At 65.7% G+C, this 21,674-nt stretch carries 18 protein-coding genes, 2 tRNA genes and 1 pseudogene; 13 read left to right on the top strand and 8 right to left on the bottom strand.

Annotated features, from left to right (window positions below; all coding sequences use genetic code 11):
* Positions 1-384 precede the first annotated feature (384 nt).
* Positions 385-3,234, top strand: coding sequence for a DEAD/DEAH box helicase (locus KP010_RS13800; RefSeq protein WP_142863444.1), 2,850 nt, complete (start codon positions 385-387; stop codon positions 3,232-3,234).
* 446 nt (positions 3,235-3,680) lie between these two features.
* Here the strand turns inward: KP010_RS13800 and KP010_RS13795 are convergent.
* Positions 3,681-3,757: transfer RNA gene (locus KP010_RS13795), tRNA-Met, on the bottom strand.
* Between the two features lie 344 nt (positions 3,758-4,101).
* Between KP010_RS13795 and KP010_RS13790 the strand changes: the two genes are divergently transcribed.
* Together KP010_RS13790 and yidD are read left to right on the top strand one after the other, a co-directional pair.
* A complete protein-coding gene (locus tag KP010_RS13790; RefSeq protein WP_185966480.1) occupies positions 4,102-4,449 on the top strand; it encodes a transposase family protein in 348 nt (115 codons plus the stop codon).
* Positions 4,450-4,462: 13 nt separating this feature from the next.
* The gene (gene yidD, locus KP010_RS13785; RefSeq protein WP_142862718.1) at positions 4,463-4,813 is read left to right on the top strand and encodes a membrane protein insertion efficiency factor YidD; all 351 of its coding nucleotides are present in this window, start codon (positions 4,463-4,465) and stop codon (positions 4,811-4,813) included.
* Here yidD and KP010_RS13780 read toward each other — a convergent pair.
* Both KP010_RS13780 and KP010_RS13775 read right to left on the bottom strand, forming a co-directional pair.
* A complete protein-coding gene (locus KP010_RS13780; protein WP_142862719.1) occupies positions 4,777-5,610 on the bottom strand; it encodes a hypothetical protein in 834 nt (277 codons plus the stop codon). The genes yidD and KP010_RS13780 overlap by 37 nt on opposite strands.
* 122 nt (positions 5,611-5,732) lie before the next feature.
* Positions 5,733-6,179 (bottom strand): hypothetical protein, encoded by a 447-nt coding sequence (locus KP010_RS13775; RefSeq protein ID WP_246659818.1) that lies wholly within the window; start codon positions 6,177-6,179, stop codon positions 5,733-5,735.
* A 137-nt stretch (positions 6,180-6,316) separates the two neighbouring features.
* On the opposite strand from KP010_RS13775, the gene KP010_RS13770 reads away from it, so the two are divergent.
* Both KP010_RS13770 and KP010_RS13765 read left to right on the top strand, forming a co-directional pair.
* Positions 6,317-6,688 (top strand): helix-turn-helix domain-containing protein, encoded by a 372-nt coding sequence (locus tag KP010_RS13770; protein ID WP_108915322.1) that lies wholly within the window; start codon positions 6,317-6,319, stop codon positions 6,686-6,688.
* 2 nt (positions 6,689-6,690) lie between these two features.
* Positions 6,691-7,536 (top strand): DUF6456 domain-containing protein, encoded by an 846-nt coding sequence (locus KP010_RS13765; protein ID WP_108915323.1) that lies wholly within the window; start codon positions 6,691-6,693, stop codon positions 7,534-7,536.
* Here the strand turns inward: KP010_RS13765 and KP010_RS13760 are convergent.
* Positions 7,531-7,677: a hypothetical protein gene (locus tag KP010_RS13760; RefSeq protein WP_158271721.1), complete on the bottom strand. Its 147-nt coding sequence runs from the start codon at positions 7,675-7,677 to the stop codon at positions 7,531-7,533. The two genes, KP010_RS13765 and KP010_RS13760, sit on opposite strands and share 6 nt — an antisense overlap.
* Before the next feature lie 222 nt (positions 7,678-7,899).
* Here KP010_RS13760 and KP010_RS13755 point away from each other — a divergent pair, with 222 nt between their 5' ends.
* Positions 7,900-9,681: an ABC transporter ATP-binding protein gene (locus tag KP010_RS13755; RefSeq protein ID WP_108915591.1), complete on the top strand. Its 1,782-nt coding sequence runs from the start codon at positions 7,900-7,902 to the stop codon at positions 9,679-9,681.
* Positions 9,682-9,765: 84 nt separating this feature from the next.
* Here KP010_RS13755 and KP010_RS23330 read toward each other — a convergent pair.
* Together KP010_RS23330 and rhuM are read right to left on the bottom strand one after the other, a co-directional pair.
* Positions 9,766-9,861: pseudogene (locus KP010_RS23330) on the bottom strand (putative addiction module antidote protein); the annotation flags it as partial.
* Positions 9,862-9,873: 12 nt separating this feature from the next.
* Positions 9,874-10,914 (bottom strand): RhuM family protein, encoded by a 1,041-nt coding sequence (gene rhuM, locus KP010_RS13750; protein ID WP_216280971.1) that lies wholly within the window; start codon positions 10,912-10,914, stop codon positions 9,874-9,876.
* Here rhuM and KP010_RS13745 point away from each other — a divergent pair.
* Complete coding sequence (locus KP010_RS13745) at positions 10,898-11,614, top strand: helix-turn-helix domain-containing protein (RefSeq protein ID WP_216280970.1); 717 nt, start codon at positions 10,898-10,900, stop codon at positions 11,612-11,614. The genes rhuM and KP010_RS13745 overlap by 17 nt on opposite strands.
* Here KP010_RS13745 and KP010_RS13740 read toward each other — a convergent pair.
* Positions 11,593-11,682, bottom strand: a tRNA-Ser gene (locus KP010_RS13740). The two genes, KP010_RS13745 and KP010_RS13740, sit on opposite strands and share 22 nt — an antisense overlap.
* Positions 11,683-12,141: 459 nt before the next feature.
* Between KP010_RS13740 and KP010_RS13735 the strand changes: the two genes are divergently transcribed.
* The 6 genes from KP010_RS13735 to KP010_RS13710 all read left to right on the top strand — a co-directional run bounded on the left by KP010_RS13735 (position 12,142) and on the right by KP010_RS13710 (position 18,950).
* Positions 12,142-13,548 carry a M23 family metallopeptidase gene (locus KP010_RS13735; protein ID WP_216280969.1) on the top strand — a complete coding sequence of 469 codons (1,407 nt, stop codon included), beginning with the start codon at positions 12,142-12,144 and terminating at the stop codon, positions 13,546-13,548.
* Positions 13,549-13,628: 80 nt separating this feature from the next.
* Positions 13,629-15,443 (top strand): ABC-F family ATP-binding cassette domain-containing protein, encoded by a 1,815-nt coding sequence (locus tag KP010_RS13730; RefSeq protein ID WP_216280968.1) that lies wholly within the window; start codon positions 13,629-13,631, stop codon positions 15,441-15,443.
* A 278-nt stretch (positions 15,444-15,721) separates the two neighbouring features.
* A complete protein-coding gene (gene rpiA, locus KP010_RS13725; protein WP_142862723.1) occupies positions 15,722-16,429 on the top strand; it encodes a ribose-5-phosphate isomerase RpiA in 708 nt (235 codons plus the stop codon).
* A gap of 48 nt (positions 16,430-16,477) precedes the next feature.
* On the top strand, positions 16,478-17,029 hold the full coding sequence (locus KP010_RS13720) for a DUF2059 domain-containing protein (RefSeq protein WP_142862724.1): 552 nt from the start codon (positions 16,478-16,480) through the stop codon (positions 17,027-17,029).
* A gap of 92 nt (positions 17,030-17,121) precedes the next feature.
* A complete protein-coding gene (gor, locus tag KP010_RS13715; RefSeq protein ID WP_142862725.1) occupies positions 17,122-18,489 on the top strand; it encodes a glutathione-disulfide reductase in 1,368 nt (455 codons plus the stop codon).
* Positions 18,490-18,587: 98 nt separating this feature from the next.
* Positions 18,588-18,950 carry a cupin domain-containing protein gene (locus KP010_RS13710; RefSeq protein ID WP_142862726.1) on the top strand — a complete coding sequence of 121 codons (363 nt, stop codon included), beginning with the start codon at positions 18,588-18,590 and terminating at the stop codon, positions 18,948-18,950.
* 144 nt (positions 18,951-19,094) lie between these two features.
* Here KP010_RS13710 and KP010_RS13705 read toward each other — a convergent pair whose 3' ends face one another.
* Positions 19,095-21,599 carry a TonB-dependent receptor gene (locus tag KP010_RS13705; RefSeq protein WP_142862727.1) on the bottom strand — a complete coding sequence of 835 codons (2,505 nt, stop codon included), beginning with the start codon at positions 21,597-21,599 and terminating at the stop codon, positions 19,095-19,097.
* Positions 21,600-21,674 lie beyond the last annotated feature (75 nt).

Here is a 21,674-nt window from a genome sequence, read left to right as displayed (position 1 = left end):
GCAACGATGAATGCGAGAACTCCGCTGATGGTAGCGGCGCCAAGCCATGAGCGTTTTTACCTCATTTTTTGAGATGATGGAAAATATCTTTCGCTGGAACGCGCGGAGAATTGACGGCCTTGGTTAGCCCGAGAGCGGCTTCGCAAAGCCCGTAAGCGACGGGCGCGCCCACGTCGGAGCCTGGACATCGGACACGTGTGACGCCGTGCAGGCGTCGGATCGATGGGGACGCAACTAAATCTTGTGCATCCGTGCGCAGGGCGTGTTGCCGAGGAGATGCGACGTGGCCACAGTTGGACGAGACTGTAGACGGTCGACACGGCGTGGCCGCTCGCATGTCCCGGGCGTCGCGCCTTTAGGCGACCACGCGATAGAGAAGCCAAAATGTCGAGACAGACGAAAGCTGGTAGCCATGCGCCGCGCAAGGAGGCGAGCAAGGTCGCCCGAAAGAAGAAAGCCGCCGCCGTGCTCGAACGCAAACCCGCTCTCGGTTGGCGCACGAGCGACGAAGACGAGATCGATCTGCGGCGCTGGCGGGGCAGCACCGAAATCCTCGATGTCGTCGCGCGCGATTCGGCCTACGAATTTTTTGGCGATTTCCGGGTCCGCTCGACGAGCGGCGCCGATTACGAGGTGGAGATAAGAAGCCTCGACGGCCTCACGAATTCCTGCAGCTGCATCGACCACCGGGTCAATGCGCTCGGGACTTGCAAGCACATCGAGGGCGCGCTGGCGGCGCTTCGGCGTGGAAGGGCCCGGGCTTTTCGCGCGGCGGGGGCGCAAGGCAGCCCGAGGATCGAGATATTTCTGGATCGTCGTGGCGAGGCGACGCCGAAGATCGCCTGGCCGGAGACAGCCGAGGCGAAATCGCTGGCGAAGGCGCGCGAATGGCTGCATCCGTGGCTCGACGAAAACGAGGCGCTCGCCGCTTCGCCGCAGCGGATCGAGGAACTGACGGCGGCCCTAGCGAAGGCGCAGCCCGCCATGCGCGCGACCATCCGAATCTCCCGCCATTTCGCTCCCTGGCTGGAGCGGGCGAGACGCCGGCGCGAACGTGTCGAAGCGGCCGCCGCCTTCTCCGCCGATGTTGCCGCCGGCCGCGCGACGCTCGACGTCCTCACCCATCCGCTGTTGCCGTATCAGCGCGAGGGCGCGATGCACCTCGCTTTCGGCGAGCGCGCTCTGCTCGCCGACGACATGGGGCTCGGCAAGACCATCCAGGCCATCGCCGGCTGCGAGCTGCTGGCGCGGCGCAAAGGCGTCGAGAGGATCCTCGTCGTTTGCCCGGCGTCGCTGAAGGCGGAATGGGAAGAGCAGATCGCCCGCTTCAGCGCCCGCACGACCAGGCTCGTGTTCGGACCGCGCGCCCAGCGCCTCGCGACCTATCGCGCGCCGGCCTTCTTCACCATCGTCAACTATGAGCAGGTGCTGAGCGACGCCCCCGACATCAACGAAATATTGAAGCCGGACATCGTCGTGCTCGACGAGGCGCAGCGCATCAAGAACTGGCTGACGAAAACGGCGCGCCGCGTGAAGTCGCTCCGCTCGCCTTACGCCTTCGTGCTGACCGGCACGCCGATCGAGAACCGGATCGACGAGCTCTATTCGATCGTCCAATATCTCGATCCGGAGCTGCTCGGCCCGCTGTTCCGTTTCAACCGCGAGTTCTACGAGCTCGACGAGCGCGGACGTCCGATCGAGTACAAGAATCTGGCTGCGCTGCGCGAGCGCATCGCTCCGCTGATGCTGCGCCGGCGAAAGGCCGACGTCGAGAAGGAGCTGCCCGGCCGCACGGTCAAGACTTACTTCGTTCCTATGGCGGAAGAGCAGAAGCTTCGTTACGAGGACTACCGCCAGCCCGCGGCGCTATTGATCGCCAAGGCGCAGCGGCGTCCGCTGCGGCAGGAGGAGTTCGATCGACTCCAGCAATTGCTCGCCTGCATGCGCATGGTCTGCGACACCCCGGCGATCCTCGATCCGAGTTGCCGCATCAGCCCAAAGCTCGAGGAGCTGGAGAAAATCCTCGCCGATCTTCTCGATGAGCCGGATCGGAAAGTCATCATCTTTTCCGAATGGGAGCGGATGCTGACGATGGTGCGCGAACTCGCGGGCGAGATGGGCGTCGAAGTCGCCTGGCACACCGGCTCGCTGCCGCAGGAGCGCCGTCGCGCAGAAATCAACCGGTTCAAGCGCGACCCCGCCTGCCGGCTGTTCCTGTCGACCGACAGCGGCAGCGTCGGGCTGAACCTGCAGGTCGCGAGCGCCGTCGTGAACGTCGACCTGCCCTGGAATCCGGCGAAGGTCGAGCAGCGCATCGCCAGAGCCTGGCGCAAAAATCAGCCCCGCTCGGTAGCGGTCGTCAATCTCGTCACGGAAGGCAGCATCGAGCATAGCATTCTTCACTTGCTCGGCCAGAAGCAGGCCCTCGCCGATGGCGTGCTCGACGGCGCCGGCGACATTTCGGCGTTGAAAATGCCGTCCGGGCGCGGCGCTTTCATCGAGCGCATGCAAGCGGTGATGGGCGAGCCTTCGCACCGTGGACCGCGGATGGCTTCGGCGCAGGACGCATTCGTCGGGGATCTCGTCGAGCGTCTGGGCGAAAAGGCCTTGCTCGTCGAAGAGCGCCGCGGCGCCGACGGGAGGCCGCATCTGCTCGTCGTTCTCGACGCGGGTAACGAGGAATTGGCGGCCGAAGCCGCGCGCGCGGCGGAAGCCGACGCCTTCACCGCAGAATTCGTGGACGCGGCCGCATGGCGCGCCATGCGGCGCTTGGCCGCCGCGGGTCTGCTTCAATTCGCCTTCGAAGCGCGGGAGCTCCATCGAGCGCGCGGTCTGCCTGCGGAATCGCCCGTCGCCGCGAGCGCTGGGCCCCGAGAGGCCGAAGCCATGGCCGAGGCCGATCGCGCGCTGCGGATGGCGAAGACCTTGGCCGATGGCGGGTTTCCGAAGGAGGCGCCCGCGCTGCTCGCCAAATCGCTGCGCGCCATGGCGACGGCGTTGCTGGCGACGCGGGGAGAGGCGCCCGTCCACGGCCAGAGCGCCGCCGACAGCGACATCCGCCGCTTGGTCGATTGCGGGGCGCTGCCGTCGGAAGCCATGGCCCTTCTCGAAGAGATGCAATCGCTTTCGAGTGGCGCCGCGATCGACGGCGTGGCGCCGGCTCTCGCCGGGGCGGCGCGAATCCTCACGGCGATCACGCGCAACGAACCGCGTCTGACCACGCAAACGGTGTAGTCGTAGCGGCGCGAACGTCGGATCGGGAGCAGGTTTCGCTGACGGAACGATCGACCGCCGTCCGGGCGCTGCGCTTTTGCAAACTCCGACGAAAAAGGCCTCCATCGGCGAACTCGCATTATTCTGCGAGCGCGTACGCCACAATAAGAAAAGTGGTAGCGGGCGGAATCGGCGGCGCGCCATCTCAGGGCTCCGAATTCAGGTTTCCAATTGGTTAACAGCCGCGTCATGCCCACGCTTGTCGCGGGCATCCACGCCGCGACATCGCGGAGAACTGCGAACACAGGCAGAACAAATCCGCTTTGATGAAGCATTGCGGAACGTCTCGGCGTGGATGGCCGGGACAAGCCCGGCCATGACGGTGGAACGTCAACGGGTTGTTAACCCGGATTCGTTGCCCTGGCGCCATCTAGCAATATATTGATTATATTGCAATATTTATGAATTGGTAGCGGAGGAGGGATTCGAACCCCCGACACAAGGATTATGATTCCTCTGCTCTAGCCGACTGAGCTACTCCGCCTCGCGCCCTTTCGGGCGAGCGTCGGCGGGTATAGTCGACGCCCGTCAAAAGTGTCAAGCCGTGGTCCGGTCCCGCATTCGGTCCCGCATTCGGTCCTGCTGCGGGACCGGACAGGGCCGAGTCTCAAATCGTCAATGATTCGTTAGCTATGTTGGATTCGAAGGGGCGCGGGGGAACGCGCCATAGTGACGGATTTCTTGGCTCATATGCGGATTGTGCCGCACCACCGCATCCCCGGCATGGTGACGTGACCTATCCGCTCGACGAGATTTTGCTGACGGCCCTTGTCGGCGTCGTCTGCGAGGCCGACGATTGGAACGGCGTCGAGGAGTCGCGGCGGGGCCTTGGATTGGTTGCGGGGCTATCTGCCGTTTGAAAACGGCGTCGCCACCACCCAGACCCTGCGCAAGGTCTTCCGGCTGCTCGACCCGAAGGCGCTGGAGCGAGGTTTCGCCGCCTGGACGGCCTCGGTGCGTCCGCTCGCCCGCGAGGTCGTCGCCGTGGACGGCAAGACGCGGCGCGGATCGCGGCAGTCCGATGGAACCGGCGCGCTGCAGCGGCCTACGCCACCTGCGCCGGCGCAGCGCGCCGTCGACGGAAAACCGCCGGCATCCGCCGCCGTTGTCGTCGCCGATCGAGCGCGAGCGCGACTTTCGGCCCGGTCGGTCCTCGGTTGTGGAGCGCGGGCGTGATAGGCTCCGCATCATGCTCCGGTCGCTTCCCGCCCGCGCCGCTCGCGCGCTCATTCTGCTCTATCGGCTCAGCCTGTCGGCATTGATCGGGCGCGAATGTCGCTATCTGCCGAGCTGCTCCGAATATGCCGATGAGGCGATTTCCCGTCACGGCCTCTGGGCCGGCGGCTGGATGGGCTTTGCGCGCGTCTGCCGATGCCGGCCGAGCGGCGGCGACGGATATGATCCGGTTCCGCAGACGACGGCGGAGGCCGCGCATCCGCTCGCGCCTTGGCGCTATGGGGTCTGGCGCGGGCCGCGCGTCTGCGAGGCTGTCGAGCGCGGGGATCAGGACCGCGCCATCAGCTCCACGGCGAGGCCGTAGATGCGCAGGCGGACCGGCTCGGGCAGCGCGCGCAGCGCCTCGAGATAGGTCTGGCCGAGGGCGCAGGTTTTCTTGTCGTCGAAGGGCGGATCGGGCGTTTTGCCGTCGAGCAGCGAGTCGATCTCCGCCTTGCGCAGCCCGCGCGCGGCCAGAGCCTTCTCCAAGGCGCGAAAATCCTCCTCGCTCGGCGCCGAGCGCTCGAGCTGCTTGGCCTGGCCGCTGGCGATCGCCTCCAGGCCGACCAGCGCCATTTCCGCCACCAGCGCGCGCCGCCGCGCGGCGAAGCTGTGGAAATCCTGATCGACGCCGCCATAGAGAAAGGCGGCGCAGAGCTTTTTGTTCTCCGACGAAATGGCGCGCAGCACATCGAGCTGCAGATCGAAGACGCGGGCGAGGACAGAGGGCTCCGCTCGGGCGGCGAGCACGCCACGCGCCTGACGTAGCCGGCGCACCGATTCGGCGAGATAGAAATCGACGCTCGCCGCCTCCGCGCCGGCGGGCCGCTCCTGCGAGAAGGAATCGATCGCGGCGGCGTAATCGGCCGGAAAGTCCTCATGCAGACGCAAGAAGAAGGTCCGGTATTCCTCGGTGGCGGCGATCGCCCGCTCGACGCGGTCGCGCGCCGAAAGGAGCGGCTCGGCGGGAGCTTCCGCGGGCGCGGCTTCGGCGAGCGGCGCGTCATGCGCCGCCTCGGCGACGCGACGGCCGGGTCCGAGCGCCATCATCGTCAGTCCGAAGCCGAGACAGATCGCGACGAACGCGCCGGTCGCCAGAGCGAGCAGCCTCTCCAAGAACATGGTCGGTCTCTCGATTTGCCCACGACGCGAAATGGACCTTCGAACGCATCGACGAATGAAACCGCTTTTTAGCCCAAACCCGCCGGCCGACAAAGGGCGTCACGCGACACGGCGCCCCGGGATCACATGGCGGGACGAGCTGAATTGTCTCCCCCCTCGCCCGTTTCTTTGCCCGTTCCTTTGCGGGACGCCTTGCTGGACGCCTGGCGCGTCAGGCGCAGCGCGCGCGCCTGCTCGGCGCGATGGGCGACGAGAAGCGCGATATGGCGGGAGAGATCATAGGTCCAATGTCCGGCGCGGGCGCGTTCGGCTCGTAGCGCGCGCTCGAGCTCCTTCAGCACGGCGGCCGCCGCCCCCGGCGTCTCGGCGGCGATGGCGCCGCGCGACAGGCGATGAAACGAGCGCAGGAACTCCTCGCGACGATAGGCGCCCGCCCTCTCCCGCAGCGCGATCTGCAGGCTTTTGCGCGCAGCCGCGCGAAGGCGATCGCGGGCTTCCGAATGATCGCAGGTCCGGAAAGGATCTCGGGCCTGGATAGGATCATGGGCAGATGATGTTCGATACGGCATGGCGGTCCTCCAGCGCCGAGCATCGCCGAGGGGAGAGAGACGGGGATAAGTTTTTTATCCGTTGTATAGGATTAAATTCATGCTAGCCTCATGAGAGTCGCCGGCTGAGAGCCGCGACGCCTGCAAGGCGAGACCAAATGCGCCCCCGACGAAACGCCGCTATCCGCACTTCCCCACTCTGCGTCGCCGCCGTCGCGGCGGCCTGCGGCGTCGCCCCGCGCGAGCTCGGCGCGCGCAGTCGCGGCCGCGCCCCTGTCGCCGACGCCCGCCATCTCGCTCTCTATCTCGACCACGTCGCTTTCGGCGCGAGCCTTTCGGCCTGCGGGCGCGCCCTGTCGCGCGACCGCGCGAGCGTTCGCCATGCTTGCGCGCGCATAGAGGATCGCCGCGACGACGCGAATTTCGATCGCGCGGTCGTCGCTCTGGAACAGGCGCTCGGCGCGCAGAAGCGCCTGCTCGAGGCGCTCGCTTTTTCTTTCATCTCGCATCCGACCGGAGAGGAGTCATGAGCATGAGCCAGCGGCATAACGACAATGACGATACGCGCGCACTCCGCCGATTGTTGGAGGCGATGAGCGAGCCCGGCGCCGAGGCGATGACGGACCCGCTCGGCGCGCGCTCGATCGTCGTGGCGGCGCCTCGCAAGGGGATCACGGTGGCGCGGGCGCGCCTCTCCCGCTCCATCGCCGATGCGGCGGCCGCGCGCGGGCTGGCGCGCTGGGAGGGGGCGGAACAGGCGCGCCGTCTGCGTTTGACGGAAGCGGGCCGCGCGCATCTGAGGCGCCTCGCCGCGCCCGCCGAGGCGAATCCGTTTTTCGCCCAGCACAGCGATCTCTCGCCGCGCATAATGGAGAAAGGCGCGCGCCCGACGCTCGTCGACGCAGGGGAGAGCCCGCTCGCCTGGCTCGCCCGCCGCAAGGATCGCGCCGGGCGGCCCTTCCTCGCGCCGGAGCAGATCGAGGCCGGCGAGCGCTTTCGCCGCGACGTCACGCAGGCCGCTATTCTCCAGCGCGTCACCGCCGATTGGGAGGCCGCGCTCGGCTCGGCGCGCGGCGGCGGCGCCGGCGCGAATATCGCCGATGTGGCGATCGACGCGCGCCGGCGCCTCGCCCGCGCCTTCGACGCCGTGGGGCCGGAACTCGGCGGCCTGCTCACCGACGTCTGCGGCTATTTGAAAGGGCTGGAGTTGGTCGAAAGCGAGCGCGGCTGGCCGCAGCGTTCCGCCAAAGTGGTGCTGAAAATCGCGCTCGAGCGGCTCGCACTGCATTATGGGCTGGCCGGCGAGGCGCGAGGGCCCGCCCGTGCGCGCGATGTGCTGCATTGGGGCGCTGAGGATTATCGTCCTACGATCTCATAGGCCGGGCGTCAGGCGGCATGGTTGACAGAGCCGCGCTTTGGGCGCATGAGTCTCGCCATATTGCAGCGCAATATGGCGCATCGCCCAGGCGATGCGGTCGTCATCTTCGAATCGGGGAGTCGCCATGATGAAATTCGTCATGTCTCATCGTTCCCCGGGCCGCGCCTAGAGAGTTCAGGCAGTGAGCCCGGTTCAAAAAATCCGGGCTGTTCTCTCTCGCGCGTCATCGCGCCGACACTGTCGGCGCTGACGAGTTTCTCTCGAAAGACATTCCGGAACGAGCCGCGACGGGGCGCTGGAGCCCGCGTCGCTTTCCTTTCGTCGCAAAAAGGGATCGGGGCGTTGGCGCGTCCCGCAGGATTCATGTCCGCCTATTTGAAAACGCTGCGCTTCGCGCTCCGCTATTGGCTGCTCTCGCCGCGTCTGCTGGCGGCGATGCTCGTCGCTCGCCTCGTCTCCAATGTCGTCGACGTCTTCGTGCCGGTCGCCTCCGGCCATCTCGCCGATGTCGTCGCCGGCGAGAGCCGCGAGCTCACGCCCGCGCTCTGGGCGCTCGCCGCGTTTCTCGGCACGGTGCTGCTGTTTCATTGCCTGCGCAATTTCGTCGCCTTCTCCGTCTGCCATGTCGCGGCGCATGGCATGGCGGCGCTGGTGCGCGAGTCTTTCGCGCGCGTGCAGAGATTTTCCGCCGACTGGCACGCCAACGCCTTCGCCGGCGCGACGGTGCGCAAAGTCACGCGCGGCGTCTGGGCGTTCGATTCGCTGACCGACACGCTCATCTTCGGCATGTTGCCGGCGGCGACGGTCATTGTCGCGATCACGGCGCTGCTGTCCTGGCGCTGGCCGCTGCTCGGCCTCGTCGTGGCGATCGGCATAGCGCTGTTTCTGGCGATGGGAATCGGGCTGTCGCTCGGCTGGATCAGCCCGGCCGCGCAAGTCTCGCAGGCGCTCGACTCCACGGTGAGCGCGCGGCTCGCCGATTCGATCACCGGCAATCAGATCGTCAAAGGCTTCGCCGCCGAGGGGCGGGAGGATGCGAGCTTTGCGGCGCTGATCGCCGAATGGCGGAAACGCACGCTCGTCGCCTGGTATCGCGGCTCCACCGTGGGGCTGCTGCAGGCGATCGTGATGATCGTCATGCAGGCCGTGCTGCTCGGCTGCGGGCTGATGTTGTGGTCGCAGGGCGGCATGACGACCGGCGACGTGGTGAGCCTCATCGGCATACAAGGGCTCATCAACGGCTATTTGCGCGACATTGGCGAGCATGTGCGCAATCTGCAGCGCGCCGTCAACGAGATGGAGGATGTCGTCGAATTCGACGCGCAGGAGCCGGATGTGGTCGACGCCCCCGGAGCGACGCCGCTCGCAGTGACGCGCGGCGAGATCGTCTTCGACAATGTGACCTTCGGCTATCCCAATGCGCGCAGGAAGCTCTATGAGAATTTCTCGCTGACGATCAGACCGGGCCAGCGCGTCGGCCTCGTCGGGGCCTCGGGCGCCGGCAAGACGACCTTCGTCAAGCTGCTGCAGCGCCAATTCGATCTCGACGCCGGCCGCATTCTCATCGACGGCCAGGACATCGCCGCGGCGACTCAAGCCTCGCTGCGGCAGGCGATCGGCATCGTCGCGCAGGAGCCGATCCTGTTCCACCGGCCGCTCGGCGAGAATATCGCCTACGGCCGACCGGACGCCGCGCAATATGAGATCGCGGAAGCCGCGCGTCTCGCCCATGCGGACATATTCATCGAGCGTCTGCCCGACGCTTATGAGACTCTGGTGGGCGAGCGCGGCGTGAAGCTCTCGGGCGGCGAGCGCCAGCGTGTAGCGATCGCGCGCGCCATTCTCGCGGCGACGCCCATATTGGTGCTGGACGAGGCGACCTCCTCGCTCGATTCCGTGTCCGAATTCCATATTCGCGCGGCGATCGAGCAATTATCGGCGGGACGCACGACGATCGTCGTGGCGCATCGCCTGTCGACGGTGCAGCGGCTCGACCGCATATTGGTGTTCGATCACGGCCGTATCGTCGAGGACGGCTCGCATGAGGAGCTGCTGCGCCTCTCGGGCGGCGTCTATCGGCGCCTGTTCGAGACGCAAGTCGGCGCCGGCGACTCGCTGGAAGAGGCGATCGAGAGGGCGGGGTGAGAGCCCCGCCCCTTCGGCGATACGAATTTTCCGTTATCGAAAATGAATTGCCGTCACCATGAAAAAATGAAAGCGCGACGCTGGTCACGGCGTCGCCGAAGAGGCCGGAATCAAAGCGATCTTGACGTTCAACGCGCGCAAGACCGCGCTGATCGTCTCGAACCGCGGATGTGAGCCGGGGGCGAGGGCTTTTTATGGCTTACGACGCGTAGACTTCGGTAGTGATTTGTCGGACTGCCTCAATTCGGCGATTATACGATCGGCAGCTTTCTGTCGCTCAATCTTGCGTCCAGCGTCAAAGATTTCGTATTGCTTTTCCGCGCGCTTCTTGGCGTCGCTCATCTTGATCCGACCGCAATGCGCCAACACGGCGCGATTTAATGATCGTAGCTGTTGATCTAACAATCGCCGTGCGTCTTCCATGATGACGAGTCTGCCCAATTCGAGTTGGTCCTCGAAGATATCCAATAGAATCGTCGTTAATCGGTTCAGCTCTTTGATTTCCGCGTCAGCGAGATAGCTTTTTGACACGGCCACGTCTTGCTTACAGATGTTATCGTTCGGCCAATTGGTGAGGCCCATGTTTGTGGCCTTCGCATTGGCTCGCGCGGCGATGATCTCGGCGGGCGTATGAGTCGTGACGGCGTATAGAAGCTTTGCCTGGGTTGTCCGATAGAACTCCTGCCAAGTTTCGGATGACCCGTCATAATCCTGGCACATCGCGCAAATGCTACGCAGCTCACGGTAGACGTTCGCCTCGTCTGATCTGATATCTCGGATGATCTCGCGTAGTTCAGCGACCCTGTCGGCATGTTCTGGCTGCTTGAGACGATTGGTATCGACTACAAAGCCTTTGGTCGCGAATTGGACTAGCTTTTCGGTCGCCCACCGTCTGAAAAGCGTGGCCTGGGCCGAGGATACCCGATAGCCAACGGAAATCACCATATCGATGCTGTAGACCGTAGCGGGCCTACCGGGAGTTGTTTGCACTTTCTGCAAAGAAGTCGATTCGTCGAGCTCTCCTTCTTCCATCACATTTGCGATATGCCTTGAAATCGTTGAGACATCTCGTCCAAAAAGTTCGCCTATTTGAGATTGTGTCATCCAAAGCGTGTCGCCGGCGTATCGAATGTCGAGACGCAAGCCCTTATCTGTGCCGTAGACGAGAAACCGGTCACCCGTCTTCTCGTCTTCGATCAAATGGACAGGCTGGTTCTTGTCGTCGTTCGGCATGCGGATCGACCTGGCTGATTCAATGAGCGAGCATTATACGCCCTTCCTCAACGTCACGCCCGGCCCCTCGCTGCTCGCCGACGACGATCCCCTGCGGCCGTTTCTCAACCACAAGAGCCTCACGGCTTGGCCCGCCGTCGGCACGCTTGCCCGGCTCGCCGGCCTCTCTGTCCGAACCGTCCAGCGGCTCTTGCGCGCCATGAAGAGCGCCGGCCACCTGTCGATTGAGGACAACGCGGCTCGGTTCGGCTGCAATCTCTTCGGCGCTCGGCTCCTTCCCGAGACCGAGGCCGCCTTGGCGAAGCCCGCCGCCGATCGCCGCGAGGTCGAACTCCACCCGGCCGAGCCCCGCCCGGCCGAATTCGTCCCTCAATCCGCGTCGAGAAACCGGAAGCGCCGATCGCTGGCGAGATCCGCAGCCCCGCGCCGCCTGGACGTCCAGAGCCGACGAGCCGACCAGCCCCACCCGAGACATGCTGCAATCTTCCCGGCCTTGCGCCCGGCTCGCGCGGTTCTCGAATCGGCTCATAGACCCGCGCGCCCCAGGACTGCATTTCGCGCCCGAATGGATTGCGGCCGCGCGGGCGCTCGGAAAGGCCTCGCCGGCTCCGAAAGAAAGACCGATCGTCGCTCATTCGGTCGCGGGCTTTGTTTCAAAAGGCGTTTTCTGCGGAGCCTTGGCGGAGAGGGAGGGATTTGAACCCCCGATACGGTTGCCCGTATGCCGCATTTCGAGTGCGGTGCTTTCAACCACTCAGCCACCTCTCCGGAGGCGAAAGCGAGGACTTTGCCCCGCTCGCGGCGAAGCGCCCAATAGCACGCGTTCGCCTCGGCGATCAAGGCTCGGCGAAGCGATTGCAGGGCAACGAATCCGGGTTAACAACCCGTTGACGTTCCACCGTCATGGCCGGGCTTGTCCCGGCCATCCACGCCGAGACGTTCCGCAATGCTTCATCAAAGCGGATTTGTTCTGCCTGTGTTCGCAGTTCTCCGCGATGTCGCGGCGTGGATGCCCGCGACAAGCGTGGGCATGACGCGGCTGTTAACCAATTGGAAACCTGAATTCGGAGCTCGGCGAAGCGATTGGACGCTTCTCTTCGTTCGGCCTCGCTCCAGGCCGGCGGCGCAGATTTGCCGATCGTTAACCTTAATGAGGTCTAACGGATCGGCCTGCCTCCCTCGCGCGCTCGCGGCTCTCGCGTGAGGGCGGGCCTCTGGAACATGCGCATGACGCCCAAAGCCAATGAACCGAGACCGCGACGAGAGCGGCGTCCCTTCGTCATCGAATTCTCGCTCGGCGCGCATTCGCGGCGGGTGGAGCTCTCCGCCCCGATTCTGGTCGTCGCCGGCGCGGCGGCGGTCGCCGCGGGGTTGCTGGCGCCTTGCGCGGCCGCCTATCTCGCCTTTCGCGACGACATGCTCGCCGAGCTGGTCGATCGCCAGACTCAGATGCGCTACGCCTATGAGGATCGCTTGGCCGCCATGCGGCTGCGGCTCGATCAGGCGACGAGCCGGCAGTTTCTCGCCCAGGGCGATGTCGAGAGCAAGGTGCAGACCCTGGTCGCCCGCCAGGCCAAGCTGGAGACGCGGGCGGCTCTCGTGGCGCGGCTCGTCGACGGCGTCGCGTCCAAGGAGGGCGGGGTCCCCGTCGCCGCGCCGCGCCGCGCGAGCGTCGTAGCGCCTGCGGGATTGCCGTCCGGCGCCAGCGCCTATGCGCCGGCGCCCGAGGAGCGGCCGGAGCCTTTCGCCGGCTTCGACAAGCCGCAGCCGGAGGGTCTGGAGCTGCGGCTGCGACGCGAGGAGGACGCGCCGGCCAAGTCTACGACCAACTCTTCGGCCGAACGCGGCGGCGCCTCGGCAGCGCTCGCGCCGCAGACCGAATCGCCCCGCCTCGCCGCCGACGCCGGCCTGCCGATGCAGTCGCGCCTCGCGCATTTGGAGGCCGCGCTCAATCACGTCGAGCGCGAGCAGACCCAGCGGCTCGGCCGGCTGGTCGAGCCGATTCGGGCGGCGACCGCGAAGCTGCGACGCGCTTTCGATGTCGCCGGCCTGCCGGTCGAGCGCTTTCTTCCCAAGGGCCGCGCCAAGGCCGATGGCCAGAGCTTCGCCGGCGGTCCCTTCGTGCCGGCCGAGCGCAGCGATCTCTTCGAGCGCGAGCTCGGCGCCGCCGAGACCGCCGCCACCACGCTCGAGGGGCTGCGCAGCGCGCTGCCCAGCGTGCCGCTGCGCAAGCCGCTCGCCGGCGCGGTGGAGACCACCTCCGGCTTCGGCTATCGCACCGATCCTTTCTTCGGGCGGGCGGCGCTGCATACGGGCGTCGATCTGCGCGATGATTACGGCTCGCCCGTGCGCGCCACGGCGGGCGGCGTCGTCGTCGGCGCCGGGCCGAGCGGCGGCTATGGGCAGATGGTCGAGATCGACCATGGCTCCGGCCTCGCCACGCGCTATGCGCATCTTTCGGCCATTACCGTTTCTGTCGGCCAGGAGGTCGCTCCGGGCGAGACGGTCGGGCGGCTGGGCTCGACGGGCCGCTCCACCGGGCCGCATCTGCACTATGAGGTGCGGGTGGACGGCGAGCCGGTCGACCCCTCGCGCTTCCTGCGCGCGGCCTCGACTCTGGCGGAGAGCCGTTAAGCCGGGCTGGCGTTATGGGGCGAGTGCGATAAAAGACGCGGGGCCGGCCTCGTCCCGCCGGCGCGGACATATCGGACCCCATGGCCCCGCCACCTCTTTTGACGCTCCAGAATGTCGGGCTGACGCTCGGCGGCAAGCCGCTGTTCGAATCGGCTGATCTTTCCGTCTCGCCCGGCGAGCGGCTGTGCCTCGTCGGCCGCAACGGCTCGGGCAAATCGACCCTGCTGCGCATCGCCGCCGGCGAGGTGGAGGCGGATTCCGGCGCGCGCTTCCTGCAGCCGGGCGCGAGCCTGCGCTATCTGCCGCAGGAGCCCGATCTCTCGAAATTCGCGACGACGCTGGATTATGTGGTCGACGGCCTCGGCCCGACCGACGATCCCTATATCGCCAAGGCGCTGCTGCTCGAGCTCGGCCTCACGGGCGAGGAAAATACGCGCAGCCTCTCCGGCGGCGAGGGCCGCCGCGCCGCGCTCGCCCGCATCCTCGCGCCGGAGCCGGACGTGCTGCTGCTGGACGAGCCCACCAACCATCTCGATCTGCCGGCGATTCTCTGGCTCGAGGAGCGGCTCGCCGGCCTGCGCTCGGCGATGGTGATCATCAGCCATGATCGCCGCTTCCTGCAGGATTTGACGCGCTCGACAGTCTGGCTCGATCGCGGGCGGACGCGATATTTGTCGCGCGGCTTCAAGGATTTCGAGGCCTGGCGCGACCGCGAGTTCGAGGAAGAGGAAAAGCAGCAGCACAAGATCGACCGCAAGATCGTCGCGGAAGAGCATTGGCTGCAGCATGGCGTCACTGGCCGCCGCAAGCGCAATCAGAAGCGCCTCTCCGATCTTCACGAGATGCGCGCGCGGCGGCGCCGGCACGTCGGGCCGACGGGCGATATCAAGCTCGAGGTCGCCGAGGCGCAGACCTCCGGCGCGCTGGTGGTCGAGGCGCGGGGAATTTCCAAGGCCTTCGGCGAGCGGACCATTGTCGATAATTTTTCGACGCGGGTGATGCGCGGCGATCGGCTGGGCATTGTCGGCGCCAATGGCGCGGGCAAGACGACGCTCATCAAAATGCTGACGGGGACGCTGGCGCCGGACGGCGGCCATGTGCGGCTCGGCGCTTCGGTCGAGATGGCGACGCTGGATCAGAGCCGCGCCAGCCTCGATCCGCAGACGACATTGAAGGACGCGCTGACCGGCGGCGGCTCGGACTTCGTCGAGATCAACGGCCAGCGCAAGCATGTCATCGGCTATATGAAGGACTTCCTGTTCGGAACCGAGCAGGCGCGCACTCCCATCGGCCGGCTCTCCGGCGGCGAGCGCGGGCGACTGCTGCTGGCCCGCGCGCTGGCGCTGCCCTCCAATCTTCTGGTGCTGGACGAGCCGACCAACGACCTCGATCTCGAGACGCTCGATCTCCTAGAGGAGATGCTCGCCGATTATCCCGGCACGCTGATCGTCGTCAGCCATGACCGCGATTTTCTCGATCGCGTCGCCACTTCCGTGCTGATGTCGGAGGGGAATGGCCGCTGGCTCGAATATGCCGGCGGCTATTCCGACATGGTGGCGCAGCGCGGCGAGGGCGTGCAGGCGCGAAGCGCCGCCGCCGCCCCGCGCGAGGAGAAGGTGAAAGCGGCGAGCGCGCCGCGGCCGAAATCCGCCGCCAAGCCGCGCCTCTCCTTCGCCGAGCAGCATGCGCTGACGACGCTGCCGGCGAAAATGGAGGAATTGCGCGGCAAGAGGGAGAAGCTGCAGAAGTTTCTCGACGATCCCGGCCTCTATGCGCGCGATCCGGCGAAATTCGCCGAAGCCGGCAAGCTCCTCGCGAAAGTGGAGGAAGATCTCGCCGCCGCCGAGGAGAACTGGCTGGAATTGGAGATCAAGCGGGAAGAGATCGGCGGGTGAGGCTTCACCCTCCCCTTTATTTGCGCAGCGTCGACGCTCCGGCGCATTCTGACGGGGCGGCGAAGGCGCCCGACGCAAGAAGCCGGTATTTGCAGATGGCGGGCGCTTCCAAAGATATCTCCGCCGATTGGCGTGGATGGCCGGGACAAGCCCGGCCAGGACGGCCGCGAATGCGATAGCCTTCAGGCGGAGGGACGCGCTCCTTCCCCGCCGTTGCTTTCGGCCTGCGAAACGACTATCCGCCTTTTCTCCTAATCGACCGACAGAGGACGCCGCCCATGCCCGCCCCTTCCGCCGATGAGCTGAAACGACAGGCGGCCGCCGTGGCCCTCGAGGCCGTCGCGCCGGGAATGCGGCTCGGGCTCGGCACGGGCTCCACGGCGGCGCATTTCGTCGATCTGCTCGGAGCAAAGGTGAAAGCGGGGCTCGACGTGCTCTGCGTTCCCACTTCCGAGCGCACGCGCGCGCAGGCCGCCGCGCTGGGCGTGCCGCTGGCGACGCTGGATGAGGCGCCGGAGCTGGACCTCACCGTCGACGGCGCCGATGAGCTCGACGCGAAAATGCGCCTCATAAAGGGCGGCGGCGGCGCGCTGCTGCGGGAAAAAATCGTCGCTGCGGCGTCGAAACGCTTCATCGTCATCGCCGACGAATCGAAGAAGGTCGAGACGCTCGGCGCCTTTCCGCTGCCGGTGGAGATCGATCCTTTCGGCGCGAAGGCGACGCGGCTGCATGTGGAGCGCGTCGCGCGCGATCTCGGCCTGATCGGGACCGTCGGCCCGCGGCTGAAGCCGGACGGCCATGTTTTCGTCACCGACGGCGGCCATTTGATCCTCGATTGCGCATTCGGCGCGATTTCCGATCCCGACGCGCTGGCGGATCGCCTCTCCGCCATCCCCGGCGTCGTCGAGCACGGTTTGTTCATCGGCCTCGCCACGGCGGTGGTCGTCGCCGGCCGCGACGGCATCACGACGCTGGGCGCGGCGTAACCGAGCGACGCACAGCCGCCGAATTGGTTTCACGAGGAGACGTCCCGAGTGATTTTTCGCCTGACGATCGGTTTCGCCGCGCTCATTCTGGCGACAGCCGCCATCGCCGCCGAGCAGCGGCCCGGCGCCGTCCCTGCGGCGGCCGTCTCGCCGCCCATCGCCTCCGCTCCGACGGTCGCGGCCACGCCGGCGCAACTGGCGTTGGCGCGCACCATCGTCGTCGATTCCGGCATAGCCTCGTCTTTCCGGCTCATCATTCCGCAATATCTCGAGCAGATCGCCCTTTCGGTGACGCGCACGCGGCCCGAAATGGTGCCGGACCTCAATCTCGTGCTCGCCGCCGTGCGGCCGGAATTCGACAAAAAGGTCGAGGAGATGATCGACAGCGCCGCGCAGCTCTACACGCAGCGCTTCTCGCCCAAGGAGCTCGAGGATGTCGCGGCTTTCTTCAAGAGCGCCTCGGGCCGCAAATATGTCGGGATGCAGCCGGTGCTGATGAGCGACATGTTCGTCGCCATGCAGGCGTGGTCGCAGAAGATTTCCGTCGACATGATGACGCGCGTGCGCGAAGAGATGCGCAAGAAGGGCCACGAGCTCTAGCCGCCCCATGAACGGAGAAATCTGGAGCGGGCGAGCTCTGGCGGGACCCGTGCGGGCCGTTCGCCCTCGGGTCGCAGATTCCGGGGTTCGAAATGGCAGAGCATGATTATGAACTCGTCGTCATCGGCGCAGGCTCGGGCGGCGTTCGCGCGGCGCGCATCGCCGCCGGCTATGGCGCGAAAGTCGCCATATGCGAGGAGTTCCGCATCGGCGGAACCTGCGTGATCCGCGGCTGCGTGCCGAAAAAGCTCTATGTGATGGCGAGCCGCTTCCACGATGATTTCGAGGACGCCGCCGGCTTCGGCTGGCGCGTCGGCGAAGTGGCGTTCGACTGGAAGGCGCTGGTCGCCGCCAAGGAGGCGGAGATCACCCGCCTTTCCGGCCTCTATGCGCAAAATCTCGAGAAGGCCGGCGTGGAGGTCATTCGCGAGCGCGGGGTGATCGCCGGGCCGAATGAAGTGTCATTCGCCGGCGGCAAGCGCGTCTCGACGCGCTACATTCTCGTCGCCACCGGCGGCGCGCCGGTGCTGCGGCCGGAAATTCCGGGCCTCGAGTACGCCATCTCCTCCAATGAGATTTTCGATCTGCCGGAAATGCCGAAGAGCCTGCTCGTCGTCGGCGGCGGCTATATCGCCGTGGAATTCGCCAGCGTCTTCGCGCGATTGGGCTCCAAGGTCCATTTGTCGCTGCGCGCCGACCTGCCCTTGCGCGGCTTCGACGAGAATCTGCGCCGCCTGCTCGACGAGGGGCTCGTCAATGCGGGCATAGAGATTCACCGCGGCGCTCTGCCGACCGAGCTCGAGAAGACCGCGAGCGGACTCGTCGCGACGCTGCAGAATGGCGCGCGGCTCGACATAGACGCCGCGCTGCTGGCGACCGGCCGCGCGCCGCTGACGCAGGGCTTGGGGCTCGAGGCTTTGGGCGTCGCGATGAAGGAGAGCGGCGCGATCATCGTCGACGAGTATTCGCGCACCAATGTCCCATCCATCTACGCCGTCGGCGATGTGACCGACCGCATCAATCTGACGCCCGTCGCCATTCGCGAGGGCCACGTCTTCGCCGATACTGTGTTCGGCGGCAAGGATGTCCGCGTCAGCCACGAACTGGTGCCGACGGCGGTGTTCACCACGCCGGAGATCGGAACCGTGGGACTCGGTGAGGCCGAGGCGCATGAGAAATACGGCCGCATTCTCGTCTTCGAGACGAGCTTCCGGCCGATGCGCGCGACTTTGTCGAAGCGCGCGGAAAAAGTCTTCATGAAGATTTTGGTCGAGGCCGCCGGCGATCGCGTCGTCGGCGTGCATATTCTGGGGCCGGAGGCGGGAGAGATGGCGCAGCTTCTCGCCATCGCGCTGCGGCTCGGCGCGCGCAAGGCCGATTTCGACGCCACAATGGCGCTGCATCCGACGCTCGCCGAAGAGCTGGTGACGATGCGCGCGCCGAGCCGCATCGTGGAATAGCGTTTCCTGTCGAAGCGGACGCCGGCGCGGCGCCGCGACCGCGTTCGAAACGAGCCGATACGAGAACGAACGCCGATTTCCCGAGGAGTTCCCTCATCATGCAGCAAGGCGACATCGCCGCTAAATTTTCGGCGTTTTCGGAGCATTGGAGGCCGAAGGTCATCGCGTCCACGAATGGACAAGAGGTCAAGCTCGCGAAGGTTCAGGGCGTCTTTCCTTGGCATCTTCACGAAGACTGCGAGGAGATGTTCGTCGTCTGGAAAGGACGCTTCCGGGTCGAGTTCAGGGACAAGATCGTCGAGATGGGGCCAGGGGAATATATCGTCGTTCCGTGCGGCGTCGAACATCGCACAGCCGCAGACGAGGAGGCCGAAATCATCATCTTCGAGCCCGCGGAGACGCGCAATACGGGCAATGTCGTCGATGAGACCTTCACCGCTCCGCAAGGCGTCGTGATTTGATGTCTGCGACCTGCGGGCGAACAGTCATCGACCCGAATCTCTCGTGACGCGTCGCGACACCGCATGGGGAATCGTCTCGAGCAGAGGCGCTCGATCCGCGTGACGAGGCGATCCGAGCGTTTCGGATCGCCTCGCTTTTTACTCTTACTTCACGAAGGACACGTCGAACAGCGGCGGCTCGTCGCCCTCGAAGAATATGCCGCGCTCGCCCTTTTCGCGGCCGAACTCATACTTCGCCGACATCGTGTAGGTGCGCTGCGGGAAGGGGTGGAACAGGAAATATTTGTAGTTGCCGATGTTGTCGACGCCGAAGTCGAAGCTGATGTGCTTGTTCCATTTGTAATGGATTTTCGTGTCGACGACGAAGAAGCGGTCGAAGCTCTGATAGACGCCATGGGCGATGTCGTTATTGGCGAGCGTCGTCCACATCTGGCCTTGATAGCGCGCCGCGACTGTGAAGGCCCAATGATCGTCGGGCCGGTAGGTCGCCTGCATTGTGGCGCGCCAATCGGGCACATTGGGCACGCGCTTGCCGGCGACCGAGAGCGCCCAATTGTCGTAATTCGTGCCGCCCGAAGGCGCCCATTTGCTGTCGGAAATGACGCGGGCGTTGAGATAGGTCGCGCTGCCGACGAGCTCGAGCCCTTGCACGAGAACGTTGTCCTTGCGCGCCGCGACCTCGACGCCGCTGTTGCGGACGCGATCGACATTGGTCGTCTGCGACGCGGTGAAATTCTGTCCAGTGACGAAAGTGCTCTGCGAGATGATCGCGTCGCGCACTTCCTCGTCGAAGAGAGAGATGCGCACCGAGCCGTCCGCGCCGATCTTGCGCTCGACCGCGAGCTCCTTGCTGAGCGCCACTTCCGGCCGCAGATTGGGGTTGGGATTGACCAGCGTGCCCGAGGCGCCGGCGATCGTCGTCAGATTATAGAGCTCCTTGGCGGTCGGGAAGCGATTGGCGAGGCCGATCGAGCCGGTGATCGTCCAATCCTCGTCCGGCGTCCATTGCAACGAGCCCTTGGGCGAGAAGCGCGTGTGATTGAGAACAGGCTGATAAGTCGGCAACATGCTGAGCGCCGTGGCCGTCGAGCCGAAGCCATTGGCGTTGATGCTTCCGAGCGATTGATTATAGCCGTCCGACGCGACCCAATGCTCCCAGCGGCCGCCGACGGTGAATTTGAACTCTTTCGATATCCTCCACGCGTCCTGCGCCCATAGGGCCTGGGTGCGGGTCGTGCCTTGGCCGATGGAGGCCGCGACGCCATAGGACGAGGCCATGCCGCTCGTCCAATTGGTGGTGAGCCAGGTGGGATTGTTCAGATGGAACTGATCCCCATGCAGGCCGAAGCTGATGTCGTGGCCCGCGAGCACGCCGTCCGGCCGCAGAATGCCCTTGAGATCGAGCAGCGTCCAATAGGTGCCGTTGTAGCGGACATCCTTGCCGGTCGAGGAATAGCCCACCGGCGCCGCCGTGTAAGGCGAGCGCTGATCGGATTGCAGATAGGTGAAATGCGAGGCGGAGATTTCGAAATCGAAGGGTCCGCCCGTGTTGGATTTCACCGCCAGCGCATTGGTGAGCATCTTCTCCTGCACGCGGTAATAGCCGCTGCCGAAGCTCTGCATCGCCGCGGAGCCGATGCTGCCCGTTCCGCTCGTCGCGCCGAAGGCCTGCAGGCCGCCGGAGACATAGGATTGCGGAATGGAGGTTCCGTCATTGCTCCAGAAGCCGAGCGTGTAGGTCGCGCGGATGGTCGGCGAGAAGTCGTAGGCCAATTTCAGCTTGGCGTTGACCTGATCGTTCTCGAGATTGCCGGAGGAGCCGAGAACGGTGGCCGGCCCGCCGGATTTGGTGTTGCTGAAATAGGCGCCAGGCCAGCCGTAGAGGCTGCTCGACGTCACATAGGTGAGCGGCTGCGTCGTGCCATGGGCGTAATTGCCGGTGAGGAACCAGGAGAAATCGCCGATCTTGTCGCCGACGGAGGCGCTCGTCACCTCGGTGTGGAACAGCTTGCTCGTTCCATAGAGCGAGAAGTCCTGCAGCGAGACGCTCTGCTTGGCGGTGACTTCCAGCTTGTCGGGCATGCGCGTGGTGATCTGCAGCACGCCGCCCATCGAATTGCCCGGATATTGCGCCGAGAACGGCCCGTAGAGCATGTCGACGCGCTCGATCTCCTCCGGCGCGACGAGGCCCCAGCGCGGCGCGCCGATGCTGTTGTCATTGCCGATGAGGGCGGTGAGCAGCAGATCGTCGGCATAGACGAGACTGCGGGCGCTCGACGAGACGCCCCATGTGCGCGTCTGCAGCACGGCCTGCGTGTCGCCGTTGTTGCGTTTGCGCACGAACAGGCTCGGCAGATATTTGACCACGTCTTCCGTGTCGATGACGTTGATCGTCTCGTCGATCTGCTTGCGGGTGATGCTGGCGACAGTGTTCGGCAGAGCGAATTTCTGCACGAAGGCCGGTTTGCCGTCGGGAAGCGTCGGCGACCAGACGGAGGCCGGCGCGGGCCGTGACTGTGTGGGCCGCCCGTCCCCGGCGATGTCGATCGTCGGCAGCGCCTCCTGGGCGCGGGCCGGCGGAAGCGCCGCGGAACAGACGATGAAGAGCGCGCCGGCGGAGACGCCGCGCAGCAAATGATGGCGATGCATATTCGGATATCCTTCCCCTGACGCCCTCGCGAGGGCGCGCGTCGAATTGCGGCGCTCGCGCGCCGCGGTCATGTC

Origin of the sequence: Methylosinus sp. KRF6 (assembly GCF_018887255.1) — a bacterium.
In the GTDB taxonomy this organism is placed as follows: Bacteria; Pseudomonadota; Alphaproteobacteria; order Rhizobiales; family Beijerinckiaceae; genus Methylosinus; species Methylosinus sporium.
The sequence above is the reverse complement of the archived record's forward strand: the minus strand, read 5'-3'. Positions and strand labels throughout refer to the sequence as shown.

Bases quoted from the DNA above. Each gene is read 5' to 3' on its own strand.
- KP010_RS13755 (WP_108915591.1), top strand. From the start codon at position 7,900: ATGTCCGCCTATTTGAAAACGCTGCGCTTCGCGCTCCGCTATTGGCTG.
- gor (WP_142862725.1), top strand. From the start codon at position 17,122: ATGGCAGAGCATGATTATGAACTCGTCGTCATCGGCGCAGGCTCGGGC.
- KP010_RS13780 (WP_142862719.1), bottom strand. From the start codon at position 5,610: ATGTTCTTGGAGAGGCTGCTCGCTCTGGCGACCGGCGCGTTCGTCGCG.
- KP010_RS13705 (WP_142862727.1), bottom strand. From the start codon at position 21,599: ATGCATCGCCATCATTTGCTGCGCGGCGTCTCCGCCGGCGCGCTCTTC.
- KP010_RS13710 (WP_142862726.1), top strand. From the start codon at position 18,588: ATGCAGCAAGGCGACATCGCCGCTAAATTTTCGGCGTTTTCGGAGCAT.
- KP010_RS13735 (WP_216280969.1), top strand. From the start codon at position 12,142: ATGACGCCCAAAGCCAATGAACCGAGACCGCGACGAGAGCGGCGTCCC.
- KP010_RS13770 (WP_108915322.1), top strand. From the start codon at position 6,317: ATGCGCCCCCGACGAAACGCCGCTATCCGCACTTCCCCACTCTGCGTC.
- KP010_RS13765 (WP_108915323.1), top strand. From the start codon at position 6,691: ATGAGCCAGCGGCATAACGACAATGACGATACGCGCGCACTCCGCCGA.
- KP010_RS13730 (WP_216280968.1), top strand. From the start codon at position 13,629: ATGGCCCCGCCACCTCTTTTGACGCTCCAGAATGTCGGGCTGACGCTC.
- yidD (WP_142862718.1), top strand. From the start codon at position 4,463: ATGCTCCGGTCGCTTCCCGCCCGCGCCGCTCGCGCGCTCATTCTGCTC.
- rhuM (WP_216280971.1), bottom strand. From the start codon at position 10,914: ATGCCGAACGACGACAAGAACCAGCCTGTCCATTTGATCGAAGACGAG.
- KP010_RS13760 (WP_158271721.1), bottom strand. From the start codon at position 7,677: ATGACGAATTTCATCATGGCGACTCCCCGATTCGAAGATGACGACCGC.
- rpiA (WP_142862723.1), top strand. From the start codon at position 15,722: ATGCCCGCCCCTTCCGCCGATGAGCTGAAACGACAGGCGGCCGCCGTG.
- KP010_RS13775 (WP_246659818.1), bottom strand. From the start codon at position 6,179: ATGCCGTATCGAACATCATCTGCCCATGATCCTATCCAGGCCCGAGAT.
- KP010_RS13800 (WP_142863444.1), top strand. From the start codon at position 385: ATGTCGAGACAGACGAAAGCTGGTAGCCATGCGCCGCGCAAGGAGGCG.